Origin of the sequence: Mycolicibacterium elephantis DSM 44368 (genome assembly GCF_004014805.1) — a bacterium.
GTDB lineage: Bacteria > Actinomycetota > Actinomycetes > Mycobacteriales > Mycobacteriaceae > Mycobacterium > Mycobacterium elephantis.
In genome coordinates this window covers 42090-61547 of sequence record NZ_ATDN01000001.1, presented here as the reverse complement: position 1 = coordinate 61547, position 19458 = coordinate 42090, and the positions used below count along the sequence as shown (strand labels likewise).

The 19458-nt window shown below is 65.4% G+C and carries 20 protein-coding genes; 11 read left to right on the top strand and 9 right to left on the bottom strand.

Going from position 1 to position 19458, the window contains the following annotated elements:
* Window positions 1-40: 40 nt before the first annotated feature.
* Window positions 41-1273: an alpha/beta hydrolase family protein gene (locus tag MELE44368_RS00255; protein ID WP_164889990.1), complete on the bottom strand. Its 1233-nt coding sequence runs from the start codon at window positions 1271-1273 to the stop codon at window positions 41-43.
* A 1012-nt stretch (window positions 1274-2285) separates the two neighbouring features.
* Between MELE44368_RS00255 and MELE44368_RS00245 the strand changes: the two genes are divergently transcribed.
* Window positions 2286-2780, top strand: a complete 495-nt coding sequence (locus MELE44368_RS00245; protein ID WP_306439123.1) for a DsrE family protein — start codon at window positions 2286-2288, stop codon at window positions 2778-2780.
* On the opposite strand, the gene MELE44368_RS00240 is transcribed toward MELE44368_RS00245, so the two are convergent.
* Window positions 2764-3069, bottom strand: a complete 306-nt coding sequence (locus tag MELE44368_RS00240; RefSeq protein WP_128106633.1) for a universal stress protein — start codon at window positions 3067-3069, stop codon at window positions 2764-2766. The two genes, MELE44368_RS00245 and MELE44368_RS00240, sit on opposite strands and share 17 nt — an antisense overlap.
* A gap of 185 nt (window positions 3070-3254) precedes the next feature.
* On the opposite strand from MELE44368_RS00240, the gene MELE44368_RS00235 reads away from it, so the two are divergent.
* From MELE44368_RS00235 to MELE44368_RS00215, 5 genes are all read left to right on the top strand, one after another.
* On the top strand, window positions 3255-3977 hold the full coding sequence (locus tag MELE44368_RS00235) for a peroxiredoxin (protein ID WP_206613633.1): 723 nt from the start codon (window positions 3255-3257) through the stop codon (window positions 3975-3977).
* Window positions 3978-4109: 132 nt separating this feature from the next.
* The gene (locus MELE44368_RS00230) at window positions 4110-4574 is read left to right on the top strand and encodes a CNNM domain-containing protein (protein ID WP_306439133.1); all 465 of its coding nucleotides are present in this window, start codon (window positions 4110-4112) and stop codon (window positions 4572-4574) included.
* A 50-nt stretch (window positions 4575-4624) separates the two neighbouring features.
* Window positions 4625-5407, top strand: coding sequence for an SDR family NAD(P)-dependent oxidoreductase (locus MELE44368_RS00225; protein WP_128106632.1), 783 nt, complete (start codon window positions 4625-4627; stop codon window positions 5405-5407).
* A 127-nt stretch (window positions 5408-5534) separates the two neighbouring features.
* Window positions 5535-7220, top strand: a complete 1686-nt coding sequence (locus tag MELE44368_RS00220) for a GMC family oxidoreductase (RefSeq protein WP_164889989.1) — start codon at window positions 5535-5537, stop codon at window positions 7218-7220.
* 127 nt (window positions 7221-7347) lie between these two features.
* The gene (locus MELE44368_RS00215) at window positions 7348-8238 is read left to right on the top strand and encodes an LLM class flavin-dependent oxidoreductase (RefSeq protein WP_164889988.1); all 891 of its coding nucleotides are present in this window, start codon (window positions 7348-7350) and stop codon (window positions 8236-8238) included.
* 141 nt (window positions 8239-8379) lie between these two features.
* Here MELE44368_RS00215 and MELE44368_RS00210 read toward each other — a convergent pair whose 3' ends face one another.
* Both MELE44368_RS00210 and MELE44368_RS00205 read right to left on the bottom strand, forming a co-directional pair.
* Complete coding sequence (locus MELE44368_RS00210) at window positions 8380-9540, bottom strand: osmoprotectant NAGGN system M42 family peptidase (protein ID WP_128106629.1); 1161 nt, start codon at window positions 9538-9540, stop codon at window positions 8380-8382.
* A 208-nt stretch (window positions 9541-9748) separates the two neighbouring features.
* The gene (locus MELE44368_RS00205) at window positions 9749-9901 is read right to left on the bottom strand and encodes a hypothetical protein (protein ID WP_128106628.1); all 153 of its coding nucleotides are present in this window, start codon (window positions 9899-9901) and stop codon (window positions 9749-9751) included.
* Window positions 9902-10140: 239 nt separating this feature from the next.
* On the opposite strand from MELE44368_RS00205, the gene MELE44368_RS00200 reads away from it, so the two are divergent.
* Both MELE44368_RS00200 and MELE44368_RS00195 read left to right on the top strand, forming a co-directional pair.
* On the top strand, window positions 10141-11394 hold the full coding sequence (locus tag MELE44368_RS00200) for a cytochrome P450 (protein WP_128106627.1): 1254 nt from the start codon (window positions 10141-10143) through the stop codon (window positions 11392-11394).
* The gene (locus MELE44368_RS00195; protein ID WP_128106626.1) at window positions 11387-12025 is read left to right on the top strand and encodes a TetR/AcrR family transcriptional regulator; all 639 of its coding nucleotides are present in this window, start codon (window positions 11387-11389) and stop codon (window positions 12023-12025) included. Before MELE44368_RS00200 ends, MELE44368_RS00195 begins: the two co-directional genes overlap by 8 nt.
* A gap of 14 nt (window positions 12026-12039) precedes the next feature.
* On the opposite strand, the gene MELE44368_RS00190 is transcribed toward MELE44368_RS00195, so the two are convergent.
* Both MELE44368_RS00190 and MELE44368_RS00185 read right to left on the bottom strand, forming a co-directional pair.
* Window positions 12040-13440: an ABC1 kinase family protein gene (locus MELE44368_RS00190; protein ID WP_128106625.1), complete on the bottom strand. Its 1401-nt coding sequence runs from the start codon at window positions 13438-13440 to the stop codon at window positions 12040-12042.
* Window positions 13441-13512: 72 nt separating this feature from the next.
* A complete protein-coding gene (locus tag MELE44368_RS00185; protein WP_128106624.1) occupies window positions 13513-14691 on the bottom strand; it encodes an epoxide hydrolase family protein in 1179 nt (392 codons plus the stop codon).
* Between the two features lie 116 nt (window positions 14692-14807).
* Between MELE44368_RS00185 and MELE44368_RS00180 the strand changes: the two genes are divergently transcribed.
* Together MELE44368_RS00180 and MELE44368_RS00175 are read left to right on the top strand one after the other, a co-directional pair.
* Complete coding sequence (locus tag MELE44368_RS00180) at window positions 14808-15617, top strand: alpha/beta fold hydrolase (RefSeq protein WP_128106623.1); 810 nt, start codon at window positions 14808-14810, stop codon at window positions 15615-15617.
* Between the two features lie 169 nt (window positions 15618-15786).
* Window positions 15787-16698, top strand: a complete 912-nt coding sequence (locus MELE44368_RS00175) for an MBL fold metallo-hydrolase (RefSeq protein ID WP_128106622.1) — start codon at window positions 15787-15789, stop codon at window positions 16696-16698.
* Here the strand turns inward: MELE44368_RS00175 and MELE44368_RS00170 are convergent.
* Window positions 16692-17819: a GGDEF domain-containing protein gene (locus tag MELE44368_RS00170; protein WP_128106621.1), complete on the bottom strand. Its 1128-nt coding sequence runs from the start codon at window positions 17817-17819 to the stop codon at window positions 16692-16694. The genes MELE44368_RS00175 and MELE44368_RS00170 overlap by 7 nt on opposite strands.
* A gap of 156 nt (window positions 17820-17975) precedes the next feature.
* On the opposite strand from MELE44368_RS00170, the gene MELE44368_RS00165 reads away from it, so the two are divergent.
* Window positions 17976-18599, top strand: coding sequence for an FKBP-type peptidyl-prolyl cis-trans isomerase (locus tag MELE44368_RS00165; RefSeq protein WP_128106620.1), 624 nt, complete (start codon window positions 17976-17978; stop codon window positions 18597-18599).
* A gap of 5 nt (window positions 18600-18604) precedes the next feature.
* Here MELE44368_RS00165 and MELE44368_RS00160 read toward each other — a convergent pair whose 3' ends face one another.
* Window positions 18605-18901 carry a putative quinol monooxygenase gene (locus tag MELE44368_RS00160; protein ID WP_128106619.1) on the bottom strand — a complete coding sequence of 99 codons (297 nt, stop codon included), beginning with the start codon at window positions 18899-18901 and terminating at the stop codon, window positions 18605-18607.
* Between the two features lie 140 nt (window positions 18902-19041).
* Window positions 19042-19386, bottom strand: coding sequence for a hypothetical protein (locus tag MELE44368_RS00155; RefSeq protein ID WP_128106618.1), 345 nt, complete (start codon window positions 19384-19386; stop codon window positions 19042-19044).
* Window positions 19387-19458: the final 72 nt, after the last annotated feature.

Here is a 19458-nt window from a genome sequence, read left to right as displayed (position 1 = left end):
GCGCTGCAATTGTCAGCGAGTATGCGCACGTTGTCCGTAGCTACCGTCCGAGGACATCCTCCAGCCAGTCCAGCGTCACGGCGTTGGACAAGACCAGGTTGCCGAGCTGGCAATGAGTGTCGGCGCCTTCGTCGGGGGTGAACACCCGCTGTGTCACAGGGCCGCCAGACCGCGCGGCGAACACCTCGTACTGGCGCATCGGCTCGCCGCCCTCGCCGGAACCGACCAGCGCGAGGGCAGGGCAGCGGATCGAAGCCGGGTCGAGGTTGAACTCCCGCAGATAGTGAAAAGCGTTGAGGAACATCGTTTGTCCGAACCGCCGGATCAACGATCGGGACATCTCTTTGACCGGAGGCGGCATATCCGCGTCCGAGATCTGATCGATGTCATCGATGCTGAAGTCCTGCTCGGGTGTCAGTACTTCCTCGGGGTCTCCGCCCATGCCCGCCACAAACGACACCAGATAGGCCCGCAGGTCGATGATGGGGGAGTTCGCCACCACAGCGCGAATGCGTGGCTCGTGGGCGGCGGCCCGCAGCACGAAGTATCCACCGAAACTGATGCCGAGTAATCCCAGCCGGTCGGGGTCCACGCCTGGTTGCTCCAGCGCGACGTCGATCCACGGCGACACCCAGCTTTCTGTATCCGGAACAAAGGATGTCGTCGGTTCGGTGCGGGCCGTATCCATCTGGCCCGGTCCGCAGATCTGCAGCACCCGAAAGCCACGCTCGAGTGCCGCCGCGCCGACCTGAAAGTATGTCTCCTCGAGTGTTCCGTCGAATCCGCTCGTGGCGATCAGCGTGGGCCCGCGTCCGGACGCGTTCTCGGGGGTGAAGCGGTAGCCGGGTAGCCGCTGCCCTCGCCACGGAAGCCACAACTCCTCGATGTCAGTGCGGTTTTCGGCCATGGCGGCGAGGAACGCGCGACGGCTGGCGAGGCCCAACTCGACGTGCCTGTCCGTTCCGAACGGCGAGAAGTACTCCGCTGCGCGGTAGCTGTTGGCCGCATGCAGATAGCGATCACGCGCACTGAAGCGGTGCCCGAGCCCGGCCAGTCGCTGGGCATCGCTGTGTTGTCGGTCGCCGAGTTCGGCGAAGACATCGGTCCAGCTGTGCGAGCCGGCCTTGCGGATCCGGGCAGCCGCAGCCAGGCACTCGCCGACGGACGCCCCACCGTAGGCGGCCGCCCCGAGTTGGCGGAGCAGCTGAAAATCCAGCTCGGGATCCTCGAACCCGGCGACGCGCGTTGTGCTGCGGAGAGTCGAATCTGCCACCGATGTGCTCCTTCGACTTGAGACACAGGTCGTGGTGTTGCCCACGCGGAGTCGCCTTATCGTAGCGACGCGACGTCGGATTTCGGCGGTGATCCCGCCCGACGAACACGCCGGCTTCTCGGCGGAGTTCGGCAGCCCGAAGGCCGGATTTCGTCACGTGATGAAATGAGCAGCCCCCGGGCTTGAAGCGGTCGGGTAGTGGCAGGCACTTCCACGCGCCAAAGACTCGCCCACGGTTCACCGAGACTGCTTCGCATGTTCAGCCAACCGAGCGCCGACCGTTGTAGCGGACTGGTGGCTGTCATTCGGCACTCAGGGTGCCGAGTGGTCCGCATGCGAGTAGCGCAGACCGCTCCCGCCGTGTAAGAGCCAATTCGTCACAGTGACGTAATGCCAAGGGGCGGTGGGGAATCGGTGGGGGTCAGTCGCGCTCGATAGTGCGACGTGAGTACCGTCGGCTGAAGCCGAGCCGGCGCTTGACCGCCACGGGATCCTTGGTTGAACGCCCGTGGCCGCGACGCTTGTGCGGCTTGCACAAGGCGCACCCGCGCCAGGAACGCGACGGATGATGGTTGGGCATGGAACCTTCTCCTGAGCGACTCCGCCCGCAAGCAAGCGAAGGTTAGAACGCTACACCAACCCGGCGACCTGGCGACCTCCAAATCATAAAATGCCGATAAGCGACATTATGTCAAGTCAACCACTGCATATTGCATCGGATGAATCAACTCCTCGCCTGCGCCGATGGGCGACGGCTACCGTTACCCTACGGTGTCGCCGACGTGGCGATCACCATCGCGACACTCGAATTCACCGATACACCAATGGTTCTCGCCAAAACTTGACCGCATCACCCGCCCCGGTGGACGAATCATCGCCCTCGCCCTTAATTCGGGTAGCCTGTCGGGGCTGCTCGACCAGCCCACCCGCCGCGCCCTGTTCTCGACGGCTGATTACCTCACCCGCGACGAGCTCAGGCGCCTCGGTAGCCGCCATGGCCGAGTACGAGTGAGTGGCCGGCTGTTTACCGCAGCCCCGTGGCTGGGCGCAATACAGGTCCTGGCCGTCGAGCGACCGGTGTGATGCTCGGTCCGAACGCCCGACGGGCACCGGGGCGTGCAGAGACCGCGAAGGGTGCGCCGATCCTGCCGCCCGCGACGGCGTGTTCATTCACATCAGCCACGGGCGGGAGGACCCGCATCGAGTGCTGATGGCGTTGAACATGGCGACGATGATGTCCGAGGACCGCGACGTGGCCGTCTACTTCGACATCGACGGCGTCAACGTCGTCCTTGCTGACGCCCCGGATCTCACGTACGCGCAGTTCCCGTCGTCCAAGACCCAGATCGCGACACTGCTCAGCAAGGGTGTCCCGTTGATGGCGTGCCCCGGATGCCTCACCGCAGCGGGAAAGAGTGCGGCCGACTTGGCTCCAGGAATCCAGCTAGCCGACAAGCAGAAGTTCTTCTCGTTCACAAACGGCAGAATCCTCACCTTGGACTATTGAGCAGGACCGGTCGATCACCTCGACGCAATCGCACCAATGCGATGTCGCGCAGCCGGTACCGCGCGTGACGGATAGCGTCGTCATGCGGGTCAATCTCTTGGCGCGCTTGAGGTGTTCGACAGCAAAGTGTGGACCACGTCGAACGGCGCGTGGTCCTCGCCTGCACCAACCGCAACGGCAGTCCCCGCAACTCGGCGTCGTGAGCCGCCCAGGCGACGGCCGCGCGGGACGATTCGGAGGCGTCGACGCCCACGATGATCGGCCCTGTTGCCGGTTCCTTGGTCGTCATGCCTTCCCTCCTGGTCGGCTGTCCGGGGTGAGTCTGGCGGCAACCGGCGACGCGATCCCGGTGTCTTTCGGCCAGTGGTACGAGAGCCTTTCGGCCTCATATACCCCCTAGCGTTATATACCCGTGGGGGTATATAGGTGGGGACCGGTTGGTTCGATACTGAGAGTTCAATAGAGAGGACCATCATGACCGTCGTCGATACGCCCACGCCCGCCTTCACGATGCCCCGGATCGGCGATCCGGCACCGTCGTTCACCGCGGCAACCACCCAGGGGGACATCAACTTCCCGTCCGACTACGCGGGCAAGTGGGTCATCCTGTTCTCCCATCCCGCCGACTTCACCCCGGTCTGCACCAGCGAGTTCATGACCTTCGCCTCGATGCAGGAAGAGTTTGCGGCCTACAACACCGAACTGGTCGGGCTGTCGGTCGACGGTCTCTACAGTCATATCGCTTGGCTGCGCACCATCAAGGACAAGATCGAGTTCAAAGGCATGCGTGACGTCGAGGTCACGTTCCCGCTCATCGAGGACATCTCGATGGAGGTCGCGCGGAAGTACGGCATGATCATGCCCGGCGAGGACTCCACGAAGGCCGTGCGCGCGGTGTTCGTGATCGACCCGAAGGCCGTCATCCGAACGATCATCTACTACCCGCAGAGCACCGGCCGTAACTTCGACGAACTCCTTCGCGTCGTCAAGGCTTTGCAGACCGCCGACCACTTCGATGTGGCCACCCCGGCCGACTGGCGTCCGGGTGACCGGGTGATCGTTCCGCCGGCGGGGTCCTGCGGTACCGCCAAGGACCGGATGGACGGCGAAGACGAGGGCCTCGAGTGTGCGGACTGGTTCTTCTGCACCAAGGACCTGCCCGAAGTTGAGGTGGAAGCGGCGATCAGGCATCGCTAGCCGGTGCGGCGGGTAGGCTGACGCCCGGTGCACGGCTACTGGCTCGATCTCGCGCTGGTGGCGTTTCTCGTCTTGGTCAACGGCCTGCTCGCCGGTAGCGAAGCCGCGTTCATCTCGTGACGCGAGGGGCAGATCCGGGAGCTGGAACGCCGCGGCGGGCGTCGCGATCTACTCGTCGCACGACTCGCGCGGGAACCCAACCGTTTCCTGGCCACAATCCAGCCCGGAATCACGCTCGCGGGTTTCCTCGCCTCGGCGACTGCCGCTGTCACCCTCGCCGAGCCGTTGACCGCCCGACTGGACTTCCTCGGGTCCGCCGCGCCGGTCGTCGGCATCGCCGTCGTGACGGTGATCGTCACGGCATCGACGCTGGCGGCAGGGAAGCTGGCGCCCAAACGGCTCGTGATGCAGCACGCGCGCCGGTGGGCGGTGATCGTCGCCTCGCCGCTCAACTCAATGTCGACCCTGGCCGCCCCGGTGGTGTGGTTGCTGGGCAAGGGCACCGATGTGGTGGTGCAGCTGCTGGGCGGCGATCCCCACGTGCGGCGCGAGGAACTGACCGTCCGGGCGGCCCAGCCGGTCGGACGTCGCGAATAACACCTAGGGGCGGGGCGGTTGCGCGGCGCACAGCTGCGTAGGGTCGGCTCGTGACCGACACAGCACTCACCAACCCCTTCGATCTGTCCGGCCACGTCGCGGTCGTCACCGGCGGTGGCTCCGGCATCGGCTTGGGGTTCGCCGACGGCCTGGCCCGCGCAGGGGCATCCGTAGCCATACTCGGCCGCTCCGCCCCCCGGCTGGACTCCGCCGCCGAACAACTCCGCCGCCACGGCCGACCTGTTCTGCCACTGGTCTGCGATGTCGCCGACGAGGACGCGATCACGGCAGCCATGGCCCGGATCCGCAGCGAATTCGGGTATCTCGACTCGTGTTTCGCCAACGCCGGGGTGCGCGGCGGCTTCACTCCCCTGCTGGAGACATCGCTAGAGGCATTCCGGGAAGTCACCCGAGTCGACCTCGACGGCGTATTCGTCACGCTGCGCGAAGCGGCCCGCCAGATGATCGAGGCCGACCGCGGCGGCAGCCTGGTGGCGGTGTCCAGCTTGGGGGCATTCCAGGGTATGCCGCGCCAACCGGCCTACGCGGCCTCCAAGGCCGGTGTCACGTCGCTGATCGACAGCATGGCAGTCGAGCTGGCCCGTTACGGAATCCGCGCAAACGCGGTGGCTCCCGGCTGGTTCGACACCGACATGACCTCGGCGGGCCTGGCCGACGAGCGGTTCCGCGAGCGGGTATTGCCACGGGTTCCATTGCGCCGCTGGGGCGCCCCCGACGACGTCGGCGGCGTGGCCGTGTACCTGGCCAGTGCAGCGAGCCGGTACCACACAGGCGACGTGCTGCGTATCGATGGCGGCTACCTCAAGTTCTAGGGCCGGGTCGAGCGACTGGGCCACCTGGCGGTGATCGACGACTCCCCGAGGTTCGACGTCGTCCGCTTATACCGGGCCGTCATCGCTCACACTAGGACACGCGACGCAAGGAGGAACGGTGCCGCAAATGAGCCCTGTGGCCGAATTCGACTACATCATCGTGGGGGCGGGTAGCGCGGGCTGCCTGCTCGCGAATCGGCTCAGCGCCAACCCGGATCACCGAGTCCTGTTGATCGAGGCCGGCGGCACAGACAACTGGTTCTGGATCAAGGTGCCGGTGGGTTACCTCTACACGATTGCCAACCCCCGCACCGACTGGTGCTTCAAAACCGAGCCCGATCCAGGTCTGGCGGGCCGCAGCATTCACTACGCGCGGGGCCGCGTGATCGGCGGCTGTTCGTCGATCAACGCGATGATCCACATGCGCGGACAGTCAAGCGATTACGAGCTCTGGGCGCAGGCCACCGGTGACGACCGGTGGCTGTGGGGCGGCCCGGACGGGCCCGGCGAGACACTGGCCATCTACAAAGACTTGGAGGACTACTTCGGCGGCGCCGACGAGTGGCACGGCGCTGGCGGTGAGATCCGTGTCGAACGGCCCCGGGTGCGCTGGAGGATCCTCGACGCCTGGCAGGCCGCCGCGGCTGAGCTGGGTATCGCCCCGATCGAGGAGTTCAACCGAGGCGACAACTCCGGCAGCGCATACTTTCACGTCAATCAACGGCGCGGGCGGCGCTGGTCGATGGCCGATGCGTTCCTGCATCCGATCTCCCACCGACCCAATCTCACGGTCTACACCCAGACCCAGGCATTGCGCCTGCTAATGGATGACCAGGTCTACGAGCATCAGCGACGTGGTGCCTGGACCACGGCTGCACACCGCGCCACCGGCGTGCAGCTGCTAAAAGACAACCGGATCGTCGACGTCCGTGCTCACCGCGAGGTGATCCTGAGCGCCGGGGCGATCGGCTCGCCGCATCTCATGCAGGTCTCGGGTCTGGGCCCGGCCGAGCTACTCTCCCAGCATCACGTGCCAGTGGCCGTCGACCTGCCAGGAGTGGGCGAAAACCTCCAGGACCACCTGCAGCTTCGAACCATCTACCGGGTGTGGGGCGCCCGGACGGTCAACAGCCTGTACCGCAACTGGATCACCCGTGGGGGCATGGGATTTCAGTACGCACTGCTGCGCTCAGGGCCCCTGACCATGCCGCCCTCCACGCTGGGCGCGTTCGCCAAGAGCGACCCCACGCTGGCCAGTCCCGATCTGGAGTGGCATGTGCAGCCCCTGTCGTTGGCCAAGTTTGGCGAACCTCTCCATCGTTTCGGAGCGATCACACCCTCGGTCTGCAACCTGCGCCCAACCTCACGCGGCCACGTGCGGATGGCCGCTGCAGATCCGCTGACCCACCCGAGAATCTCCTGTAATTACCTGTCCACTGACGTCGATCGCCAAATCGCGGTGCGCGGCCTGCGGATGACCCGCCAGATCATGGCCGCACCGGCCCTGGCCCGCTACCGCCCCGAAGAAATGCTTCCCGGCCCGCAACTGGTGAGCGACGAAGACCTGCAGCAGGCCGCCGGCGAACTCGGTACCACGATCTTCCATCCGGTTGGCACGTGTGCGATGGGAGCCTTTGATTCACAAGGTCTTCCACGATCCGCCGAGGCCGTGCTCGACACCGACTGCCGCGTCTACCGCGTCGCCGGCCTTCGAGTAGTCGACGCTTCGGCGATGCCCACCATCACGTCCGGCAACACCAACGCGCCAGTCATGCTCATCGCGGAGCGTGCTGCACGGGCGATCCTGGAATAAGTGTCACCGTTTCCCGCTGGGTGGTCCGACGGCAATGTGTGCACGCGACGATCTGATGAACTAGCCCGACGGCGACGCTGCTGGCCACAGTCCCGGAAAGGAACGAAAAGCTCGAATGCGCATCAGTATGGGACTTCCGACCCTCTTTCCGCACGGACGCGAGACCGAACTCGCGTGGTACCGCAAGATCGACGAAGGGCCGTGGGACGGGCTGGTCACCTACGAACGGCTGCTCTATCCGCACAGCTGGTCGGTCGTCCCGCAACTCGCCGCCGCGGCAGCGGTGACCGAGCGCGTGCGGCTCTGGACCGATGTCGTCACACTCCCGATGCGGAACCCGATCATGTTCGCGAAAGAGCTGGCGACCATAGACGTACTGTCCGGCGGGCGCCTGACGCTCGGGGTTGGCATCGGCGCATGGGATGAGGACTACATCGCCGTCGGCAGCCCGCTCGACCGCAAGCGCCAACGCATGGACGAAGCGGTAGCGTCGATGCGCCGGGTGTGGGCCCAGCAACCCCCCGTCGAGGGACACCATCCCGTAGGACCCGCGCCGAACCAGGCCGCGGGCATCCCCCTCGTCGCCGGTGTGGTCGGCCCGAAGGCGCTCGCCCGGGCCGCGCAATGGGCCGTCGGGGTGAGCGATCCGGCGAATTCACTTCACTTCGATGCCGAGGGATTGGCTGCGCAGCGTCAGCGCGTTATCGAGGCTTGGCAGGCGGCCGGCAGGACAGAAAAGCCGCACTTCTCCACGCCGATCTGGTTCGCGCTCGGTCCGGACCCAGAGAGCCAGCTCCGCGAGCATGTACGGGACTTCTGGGACCAAGAGGTCGTCGCCTCCGGTCCTGCCGGCTCCTACCTGACGGCTCCTACCGCAGGGACGCTCAACTGTGGGCCATCGGCGCTCATCGCCGCGGTGGAGGGCGCGCGCGAAGCGGGACTCGACGAGCTCCGGCTCATCCCGACAACCGCCGATCCAGACGAAATAGACCGCGCCCGTGAGGTCCTCGGCATCTGATCCGACCAGCCCACCGGGGGTGTAGTCAGGTCGCTATGGGACGCGCGGTGCTCGCATCCGGATCGGTTGGGAGAGTCGGTGATTTGCGCCATATGGCCGCCTGGCAGCACCCTGTGTTCGACGCCAGATCCCAGTGGGAGGTCATCTGCTGCGCCCGCGCGGTGCGGGCTGCTTCGACGACGGGAAGTCGCGCAGGTTGCCCGTCCCCGAGGGCTTGGCATCCCAATGCGCGAACGTCAGGGGTGTCTGCAGCCACGCCTGCAGCAAGCGGTACGTCGCCTCCATCGACTCGATGTGAGTCCTCTCCCAGCCGTGACTGCCGTCGACGCCCGGGCCGACCAGCGCTGCCCGGGTGCTGGCACCCGCCTCGATCGCCGCCGCCGCGTCCGAGCGGTAGAAACGGAACACGTCGCGCGCGAACGGAATTCCCCGCTCCTCGGCGAGCCGGCACAGGTTTCGGGTCAGGTGGTAGTCGTATGGGCCGTGCAGATCGGACATCGGGACCGTCACGCCGTCCTCGATGGAATATTGGCCCGGCGCGCACACCGCGTTGTCGATCGTAACCAGCTCGGCGATGTCGGCGGGCAGCCCCGTGCTTGCACCGTAGCCGACCTCCTCGGAGATGGTGATCATGATCGCGGTGCGGTGCGGCAACACCACGCCGTTTTCGACGATGTGTTTGGTCAGTGCGAGCGCGATCGCGACGCCCGCCTGGTCATCGAGATGGCGCGAGACGACGAAACCGTCGTCGGTGACTTCCGGACTGGCGATCAGCGCGACGTAATCACCGACCTTGATGCCGAGGCGCTCCAGGTCGTCTTGCATATACACCTTGCGGTCCACGCGGACCTCGACATGCTGCCAGTCCGTCGGTTGGGTGTCGACCTCGTCGCCGAACGCGTGCCCGCTGGCCTTGAGCGGCAGGATCGTGCCGGTGATCACCTGCCCCACGTCGTCGCAGAAAATCTGCACGCGCGCGCCCGCGGCGAACCGTGCCGAAAAGGAGCCGACCGGAATAACCTCCAGCCTGCCGTTGTCCTTCAGCACGCGCACCATGCAGCCGATGGTGTCGGCGTGAACCACCAGCGCCCGGTGGGGAGTCGATGACTCCCCCTCGAGTTCGGCGATCAGCGCCCCGCGCCGAGTCAGCGTGAACGGCAAGCCGAAGTCATCGAAAATTTCGCCGATCAACTGCATCACCGCGTCGGTACGACCCGTCGGGCTTGGCGTCTCCAGCAGCGCGACCAGCGTGTCGACCATCCATGCGCGGTCGGCCTCCGACATGGCCGCGGATTGATGCATGGGCACCCCTTCGGGCTCGTCAGAAGCTCGCGTTTGATCGTCCAAGCAGTCAGCCTGGCGTAAAGGCCCGCGCCGCCAGCCTAGTGGCGTCCGTGTCTGTGCACAGCGATTCTGGGATACGCATACGTTACAGCCGTCAGCCGCGACCCCGGTCCCTAGTCAGCGGATCACGCCGGCAGCGCCGAATTCCCTTGCGGATCATGCGAGGTCATCGATCGGTGTCTTTGTCGTCGTCGCGGTGCGCAGCTTCGATCACCTCAGGAGGCACCGGCTTCTGCAACCACGCCCGCAGCCGCAGCAGCCCACCGGCCACCGTCCCCACTGCGAACACAGCCACGATGATCCAGAGCGCGGTCGACATACAGCGATTTTCCCTCGTCTTCGGTCGCCATGAAGCAGTATTTCCCAGCTGATCACCCTCGCGGCGCCCACGGGTTCTGGCTGCTAGAAACATCGTGGGACGTTCGTTAGCAATTCGTATGACCTGTGTAGGGGCAGGAACAGATTATCGTGAGATTCTCTGCGAATTCGTTGACGCGCATCGTTCATGGTCATACGCTTTAGACAAAGATGTCCGGTACCCGCGGAAGGCGAGCCACTATGACCGTGACCAGCACTGCTCCCAGCGTCTTCGACGCCGACCTCCCGAGCTTCAGCTACACCCTCGCCGCCTCGCCACACGACATTCTCGACGACGTCCGAGCCGCGCAAGCACGTGCACCCATCGCCATCGGTCCCTTCGGTCCCGAGGTCCTGTCGTATGAGTTCGCCAGGGATATGCTGCGCGACAACCGGTTCCGCCTACCCCCCGGCATCACTCTGGCCGCACAGGGAATCACATCGGGTCCACTGTTCGACAAGATGGCGAACAGTCTGCTGGGTCTCGATGGCGAAGCACATGTCCGGCTACGCAAACTGGTGTCCAAGGCGTTCACCCCCCGCGCGACATCGCGTCTTCAAGACACGATCCAAGAAGTGGTTAACGAACTGGTCGATCGGGTGGTGGACGCCGGACGCTGCGACGTCGTGACCGACATCGCACGGCCCTACCCCACCCCGATCATGTGCGCGCTCATCGGTGCGCCCAAGAAGGATTGGCACCTTTTCGTTGATTGGACCGAAAAAGTGTTCAAGGCGCTCCACTTCCAGCCCGACGTCAACTTCGACGAGGCCGAGATCATGCGTGCCTGGGGCGAACTCGACGCCTACGTCGACGGCATGGTCGCCAGCCGCCGAAACAGCCTGACCGATGATCTTCTCTCCGAACTGATTCGCGCTGAAAGCGACGGCGACCGACTGAATCTCGACGAACTGCGCATGCTGGTGGCCGGCTTCCTGATGGCGGGAACAGATACCACGCGAAACCAACTTGCCGCCTCAGTGCAGGTGCTTTGCGAGCACCCCGACCAATGGGCGAAGCTGCGCGACCATCCCGAGCTGGCGATGCAGGCCGTCGAGGAAAGCATGCGCCATTCTCCGGCCGCAAGTATCGCGCCGCGTGCAGCCATCGAGGACGTCGAATTCGGCGGCTACCTGTTCCCGGCAGGAACGTTCATACTCGTGAACACCTTTGCGGCCAATCGCGACCCGGCAATCTATCAAGATGCTGACCGCTTCGACATCACGCGCAAGGACCTTCCCCCGATCCTGACCTTCGGCGGTGGTGCGCACTACTGCCTGGGGGCCAACCTTGCCCGCCGCGAGCTGGCGGAAGCCCTCGTCGTCCTGACCCGCCGTCTCGTTGCGCCGCGTCGCGTCGGACCCGCACCGTGGAAATCGCTGTTGGGAATCACCGGTCCGACAACGCTTCCGATCCAATTCGACGGAGAAAGACATGTGACCGCGCATGCGTAGCCGCGGCTGGTCAGGTGTGACACCTGCCTCGGATGAGGAGGCCATTGCCCGGATTCTGGATGCGGTCGACGAGGTGGTCGCCGAACACGGATCAGCGATACGCCTCGCCGACGTCGCACGCAAGCTCGGGGTCACCCGCCAGACGGTGTACCGCTACTTCCCCAATGCCGACGCGCTGCTCATCGCCAGCGCAATGCGCGCGGTCGACGGATTCATCGACCAGATCGTGGAGCACGTCCGCGGCGTCAACGACCCGGTGTCCGCGCTGGTTGAATGCGTTTCGTTCGCGGTCGAGACCCTCACCGGAGACCCTCAGCTAGAAAGTCTTTTGACCCGGCAACAGGAGGGCGAACCCGTCACCTCGTTGACCTCCGATACCGCGAGAACATTCTGCCTGTCGTTCCTCCACCGACTCGATGTCGATTGGCGGCTTCACGGTTTCGACAGCGCCGCGCTTGACGAGCTCGCCGAAATGACCCTGCGCACCGTGCAGTCGATGCTGATCGACCCCGGAGAACCGCCGCGGAGCGAACGCGCCTTGCGCAGCTTCGTTGCGCGGTGGCTGGGCCCGGCGATTCTGTACCCACGAATGGCGTCGCTGTCGATCCATGAAACGTCGACAACGAACTGACCGATCGGGCTGAATCAGTCGATCCCCAGCGCTGCAGCCAGGTTCGGCGGGATCTTCGGAGTTTCGAAGTCGGGGTACCAGTGGGTGACGATGTCGCGCAAGGCCACCTCGGCCTCAAGCTGGCAGGCGACCGCCACGATGCCGGCGAGGGCGCGGAACATCAGCGCGTGCTCTGGTGGAATGCTCAGGACTGCGCCGTCGAGAAAGTCTTGGCCGCGTGCCAATCCCGGGACGCGAGGCCCCAGCTGCTGCAGCCAATCTCGGCTGAACTGAAACCGCTGCGCCAAAAGCGGTTCAGTGAACGGGCCGAAATAGGACAGCACATCCTCGGGGTGGATCTGGGTGTTCGAACCGCTGAACCCGAGCGCACTCAGCTCGTTGTTGAGTTCGGACAACACCAACGCCTGCATCTGCGGATCAGGTATGTCGACCAGTTGCACGGAATCGGCGATCTCGGTCAGCCGGATGCTGTCCAAGAACACCAGCGCCGAACGATCGGCGGTGGCCACCGCGCCGAAGTCGATCACGACCAGCCGGCCGTCTGCGTCGAGTTGGTAATTGCCAGGATGCGGGTCAGCGTGGAGCGCGCCGAGCAGCGCCATCGAAGCGGCGCTGAACTCGAAGAGCAGCCTGGCTGCGTCGTTCTTGGTGTCTTGATCACCGGTTCTCATCAATTCCGAAATCGGTTGTCCGCTCACCCATTCAGTTACCAAGACCTTGGGTGACGATGCGACCACGTTGGGTACCAGGAACTGCGGGTCATTGGCGAAGGCCGCGGCGAACGCGCGCTGAGTGTCTGCCTCATGGCGATAGTCGAGTTCCTCGGCCATCCGAGCCGACAGCTCATCGATCATCGGGCGTACCGCCAGCCCGGGAAACAACGGGGCTATCAGTCGGCTGAATCGTCCGAGTTGACGTAAGTCTGCCATCAACGCGACGTCGGCACCCGGATACTGCACCTTGACCGCCACCGGTCGACCGTCGTGCCAAACCGCCCGGTGCACCTGCCCGATGCTGGCCGCGGCGACCGGCTCGTCATCGAACTCGGCGAACCGCTGCGACCATCGCGTCCCCAGCTGCTCTGCCAGCACTCGGTGGATCCGGGCTGCCGAGATCGGTGGCGCGGCCGCCTGCAGTCTGGTCAACGCGTCTCGGTACGGGGCCGCGTATTGATCCGGGATGGCCGCCTCATAGACGCTCATGGCCTGGCCGAACTTCATCGCGCCACCCTTGAGTTCGCCCAGCACCGCGAACACCTGCTCGGCACTGCGCGCCGACCACTGTTCAGCGATCAGGTCCGCATCGCCGCCGGCCAGTCGTTGACCCCATCCCAGCACTGCTCGCCCGGCCGCCCGCACCGGCAGTCCCGCCAACTTCGCGCCACGACGCACCGTCCTGCGCGGAACCTCCACCACAGGCCAAGAGTCTCACAACAAACGCCTCCGGTTCGTCGGATATCGGCAAACGCGTCGGATCGGTCAACGCCTTCAGCGGCTGGCGGCCAGCACCGCTGCGAACCCCTGTTGCAGATCCTTGACGAAGTACTCGGGTACCTCCAGCGACGGGAAATGCCCGCCGGCTTGGGGCGAATTCCACCGCACCATGTTGCGGTACCGCTGCTGCGCCCAGGGCCGCGGCGTCTTCTCGATGTCGCGGGGGTACATCGTGATTGCCGACGGGACATCGACGCGAAGGTCGGGGTCGAGCGAGTTGTGGCTCTCGTAGTAGATGCGTGCCGCCGATGCGCCGGTCCGCGTCAGCCAGTACAGCGTGACGTCGTCGAGAACTCTGTCGATGGAGATCGACTCGAACGGGCTGTCTTCGGTATCCGACCACTCCGCGAACTTGTCGAGGATCCACGCGAGAAGCCCCACCGGTGAATCGACGAGCGAGTAACCGATGGTCTGCGGTCGGGTCGCCTGCTGCTTCGCGTACGCCGCGCGGTATTGCCAGAAATGCTGCGTATCCTCGGCCCACTTGCGCTCGGTTGCCGTCAGTTCATCCATCGACAAGCCGGGCGGCGCTTCGGCGAACGTCGAGTGGACGCCGAGAACACGCTCCGGATACCTGCCGGCGAGAACTGTGGTGATATTGCCTCCCCAGTCGCCGCCCTGGGCGAGGAACTTCTCATAGCCGAGCCGTCCCATCAGTTCCACCCATGCGGCCGCGATCTTCCCGGTCCCCCACCCCGTGGTGGCCGGCTTGTCGCTGTAGCCGAAGCCGGGTAGCGACGGCGCCACGACGTGGAACGCCGGCGCGGATGCGTCCGTCGGATCCGCCAGATCGTCGATCACGTGGACGAACTCGGCGATGCTGCCCGGCCAGCCGTGGGTCATGACCAACGGGACAGCATCGGACCGCGCGGATCGACGGTGCAGAAAATGGATTCCCAGGCCGTCGATTGCCGTGCGGTACTGGCCAATTCGGTTGAGCCGTTCCTCGAATGCCCTCCAGTTGTACTCGGTGCGCCAGTAGTGCACGACATCGATGAGGTCGGCGAGGGGAACACCCTGGTCCCATCGGCGTGGATCAGGTGGGGCGCGATAGACGGTCTCGGCTTCCGGCAGCCTCGCGGCGGCCAACCGCGCCCGCAGGTCTTCGAGGTCAGCGTCAGCCGCGTGGACCTCGACTTGCTGCACGTCACTGGCCAGGTGATTCGTGGACATGGCCCTCCTCCCTGGTTTGCCTGCTCGAACACATTGGAAACAAAGGAAAAACTGCACTTTCTTTCGACAGTAACCGCCTTGCACGCGAGCACCAACGTTGCCGATACTCGGACGCTATGGCTACCGAACTGACCGCACCGGACGGAACACGGCTCGTCGTGGAGGTGACGGGCGCCGGCCCGCTGGTGCTGTTCGTGCACGGGACCGGTGGCAGCTTGGACACCTGGGCCGATGTGGGTTCGCGGCTCACAGGCCATCAGCTCGCGTACTACGCTCGGCGCAATCACGCACCCAGCGGCACCGGGCCCTCGCCGAACAGCTTCGCCACGGAGGCCGCCGATCTCCAAGCAGTGCTTGGCCTTTTGGCCGAACGCAACGGGCAACGTGTGCATGTCGTCGGCGGTTCCTACGGTGCCACCGTGGCGCTTCACACCGCGGCTGACAGTTCGGAGCGTATCGCGTCGCTGGCGCTGTTCGAGCCACCGCTGCTCCAGACAGGTAAGCATCTGATCCCTGTGCTCGAAGAGTTCCGCCAGCTCTGCGCTGCCGAACAGTTCGACAGCGCGCTCGAGCTTTTCGCGCGCGAGGCCGCACGTATTCCTCCGGCGGTGTTGGCGGAAGCTCAGCAGCCTGCAGAAGATCCGGGAGCAAACCGTGCTGCGACTGTCGCCGTCCGAGCCGACCTGGAGAGCATGGCCACCGACACCGATCACACCCTGCGATGGGCGTCGATCGACGTGCCCGTGCTGCTGATGCAGGGCGGTCTGAGCTGGCCTCCCCTCCCCGACGCGATGGACCGCTTGGCCGCCGCCCTGCCCCATGCGCAGCGTGTCTCCTGGCCGGACCAATCGCACTTCGCGATCGCCGCAGCACCGGCACGTGTCGCTGAGGCGATTCAGAACTTCATCACCGCTGTCACGCCGTAGCAGCAACGATATGAGTTGGATTCGCCACTAGGGCCGCCGATATGGCGGATGCCGGCCCCAGCCGGACAACCTGGCCACCCACTTCTGTGCGGCCGGATAATTCCCGGCGCCGCAGGGCGTTCTACGAGACGACAGGTCAATCCGTCTCAGGACGCTCAGGAGGAGAACCATGAGCTTGGACAATATTTCCCTCGGTACTCGGGGGCTCGACGAGCTGGTTCCGTCGCGCTACGCGGTGCGGGTCGGCGATATCGACGTGCTGGTGATCAGCGACGGTGTCCTCCCCATCACTAGCAAGACGATGGCCACCAACGCCGATGCGGCTGCGTTCGGCCATTGGCTCGACGAGCGGTTCCTGCCTGCCGACGTGCTCGACTGGCCGCTGAACGTGATCGTGGTGCGCAGCGCCGACCGCACCATCCTTGTCGACGCCGGGCTGGGCCTGGAGTTCCCCGACTTCCCGCGGGCCGGGCGGTTGGCGCGCCGGATGGAGGCCGCCGGCATCGATCCCGCGGCGGTGACCGACGTGGTGATCACCCACTTGCATATGGACCACGTGGGCGGCCTGCTCACCGAGGGGCTCAAAGAACGGTTTCGACCGGATCTGCAGATCCACGTGGCGAGCCGCGAGGCCGAGTTCTGGGAGTCGCCAGATTTCTCCCACACCGAGATGCCGGCGCCGGTGCCGGAGGTGCTGCGCAGGGTTGCCGCGCAATTTCTCGACGAATACCGCGGCCAGATGCGGACGTTCGAGACGGAGTACGAAGTGGCACCCGGTGTCCTCGTCGCCCGGACCGGCGGCCACACCCTTGGGCACAGCATTGTGCGGCTCGCCTCCGGTGGCGACCGGCTGACGTTCGCCGGTGACGCGGTGTTCGCGCCAGGGTTCGACAACCCCGAATGGCACAACGGCTTTGAACACGATCCCGAGGAGTCGGTGCGCGTCCGCATCGGTCTGCTGCGCGAGCTTGCGGCGACCGGCGAGTCGATGGTGGCCACCCACCTGCCGTTCCCGTCCGTCTGCCGCGTAGCAGCTGCCGGTGACGTCTTTCGATGCGTGCCCGCCGTCTGGGATTATTGATCGCCACGCACTTCGAGAGTGTTCAGCGCATCGTGGGCTGACACCAGCGTCGGGTGGTGGCAGACACGATTCCCGCCCGCGCGCTTGGCCTCGTACATCGCCGTGTCCGAGGTGCGAATCAGGTCGTCGATGAGTTTGAGATTGCTTCTGGCCGAGGAGCTTCCGAGCGGTGCGCCCGCGGTGCCGATACTGGCCGTCACCGGAGAGGGAACGTCGGCGATCGCCTGACGGAGCCGTTCGGCCAGCTTGGCCGGGTTCGGGCCGGTATCGATGTCGGCAACCAGGAACTCTTCTCCCCCCACCCTGCCGATCACGGCCGCCGAGCGGCAGTTCTCCTCAAGCGCTGCGCTGACGTCCACCAAGGCTTGATCTCCCGCGGCGTGGCCCCGGGTGTCGTTGAGTTGCTTGAAATTGTCGAGGTCGATCATCAGCATCACCAGATACAGGCCCCGGTCACGGTCGAGCATCATCCGTTCATAGACCGTGTTGTGAAAGGAGCGCCGATTGTGCAACCCGGTCAGCGAATCCCGGTTAGAGCCTCGCAAGTCGGTTCGCAACGTGTGCATCAACGACTGGATGCCGAACGGGATGCCGACGTTGAGCGCGGCCACCGTGATCAACGACCCGATTGTCAGCGCGACGTCGCCGGTGGCGGCGATGAGCCGGTACGCGAGGATCACCGAACACACTGTGGCCAGGCCGAGATTGGCGAGCATCAGTCCAACGGTGTGAAAGTACGCGACGACGCCACCGAGGATGGTGAAGATGGTGCAGCCCATCAATCCCGTGTACGGGTTGGACATCGCCAAACACATCGCGCCAACCGCCAAGGCGCCCACCAACGAATACACCACCGATTGCCGCCGAGTGGGCCACCGCACCAACCACAGCAGCGCACCGCCGACTCCGACTGCCGCGGCGCCGATCGCAACGATGACGGTCGCGGTGTGGTTCGGCCCAGCCGGGCTCCACAGCAGCATGATCGGTAACGCCGTTATGGCGAGGGTGAAGCCGAACGTCGCGTATCGCCAGGCATTCTGAATTCCACGCTCGTCCAGATAAGCGCTGATCCAGTCATATTGGTCCGGTTGCTTCCACCACCGTCCGCCCCATCGGACCATCGCACCCTACCCTTGCGTTCCTTATGGCCAAGACGTTGCATTTTCAAAGAGAACGGTACTCAACTTGTTTCAAATAGGTGACGCGTTGGTAAGTCGGAATCGGTCCAGGTGTTCTTGGCGGCTGATGTAGCGTGGCGCAGCGTGAACTTCTCTCGTATGTCTTCGTCCGCCGTCCTCACGGCTTCTGTCGCGGCGCTTGCCGTCACGCTGGCCGCATGTGGCTCCGACACCGAAACCACCGCGACAACCACCAGCGCGCCCTCGGTCGACGAACTGGTCGCTCCGTCCCCCACCGAAACGGCCCCGCCCGAGCCGGCCGTCGCATGCCCGACCGCGGCACCGGACGCTGCTGCCCCGGCCGAATGGAACCTCGCCGGCGACACCGGCAACGTCGCGGTCACGGGATCAACCGAGACGACGGCGCCGAACATCGTCGTGGACGCGCCGTTCAGCGTCTCCGAGACGCAGGTGCAGACCTTGCAGGCCGGTGACGGACCGGTCGTCGCGGATACGGCCACGGTGCTGGTCTGCTACATGGGCGTCAACGGACGCGACAAGACCGTGTTCGACAACAGCTACGAGCGGGGCGCCCCGGTCGATTTTCCGCTCACCGGGGTCGTACCGGGCTTCCAGAAGGCCATCGCCGGGCAGACCGTCGGATCCACCGTCGGCGTGGCGATGACCCCTGAGGACGGCTACCCCGAGGGCCAACCGGCCGCGGGTATCCAGCCCGGCGACTCGCTGATCTTCGCGATCAAGATCATCGACGCCGCGAACTGACGCGACTATCCCAACTCCACCAACGACCGGGCGGCGGCGACGTCATACTCGGCGACCGACGCCGAAACCATCGCGGCGCCTTGGTCATCCGACGGTCCGCCGCCACGGAAGCGCTCGACCGCCGACTGTGACTCCCAGCGTTCGAAGACGTTGACGCGACCGGGATCAAGCAGGTCGGCGGCGATCGTGAAGTCCAGACAGCCGGGTGCGCGGCGGGCCTGTTCGACGACGCTCACACACCCCGCGAGATAGGCCTCACGCTGCGTGGGCGCCACCGTGATGTGTCCGGCGACAATGACCATGACTATCCAGACCCCGCGTGGGCCCAGAACTCATCGCACCGGTTACGGCGTCGGCGGCAGCTGCTCGACCGGCGGCGCCGGCACCGCTTCGGGCGCGGCGCCCGGCGGTGAGGCGGGCGGGGTGGACGACTCCGGAGCCGTCAGCGAGATGTGCCCGGGCCGGCCGCCACCGGCGGCGGTGCGGTCAGCTCGGCCAGCGGATTGCCGCTGTGGAACATGTGCCACATATCCCTCAGGAAACCGAATTGACCTTCCGACTGCCCCTGGCCGTACACCGGAGCGATCTCCGGTACCGGCGGCGGGCCCACGGGCGGTGGCGGCTGCGGACCCATCGGCTCGTTCGAGGTGTCCACCACGGGTTGCCCCGAGGGCGTGGGTGCACCCGGCTCGGGCAGTACGGGATCGGCGCCTGCCTGACCGGTCGCGCCCAGCGTGCCGCCCACGATCAGCACGCTGGCGGCCGCGAGCCTCACGGCGGTGGGCATCGCGCGTCGTCGTCGAGTCATGAGATTCCGGTTGTCCTCTCCATGGGTCCGGCCCGATCTGAGCAAGGCTAA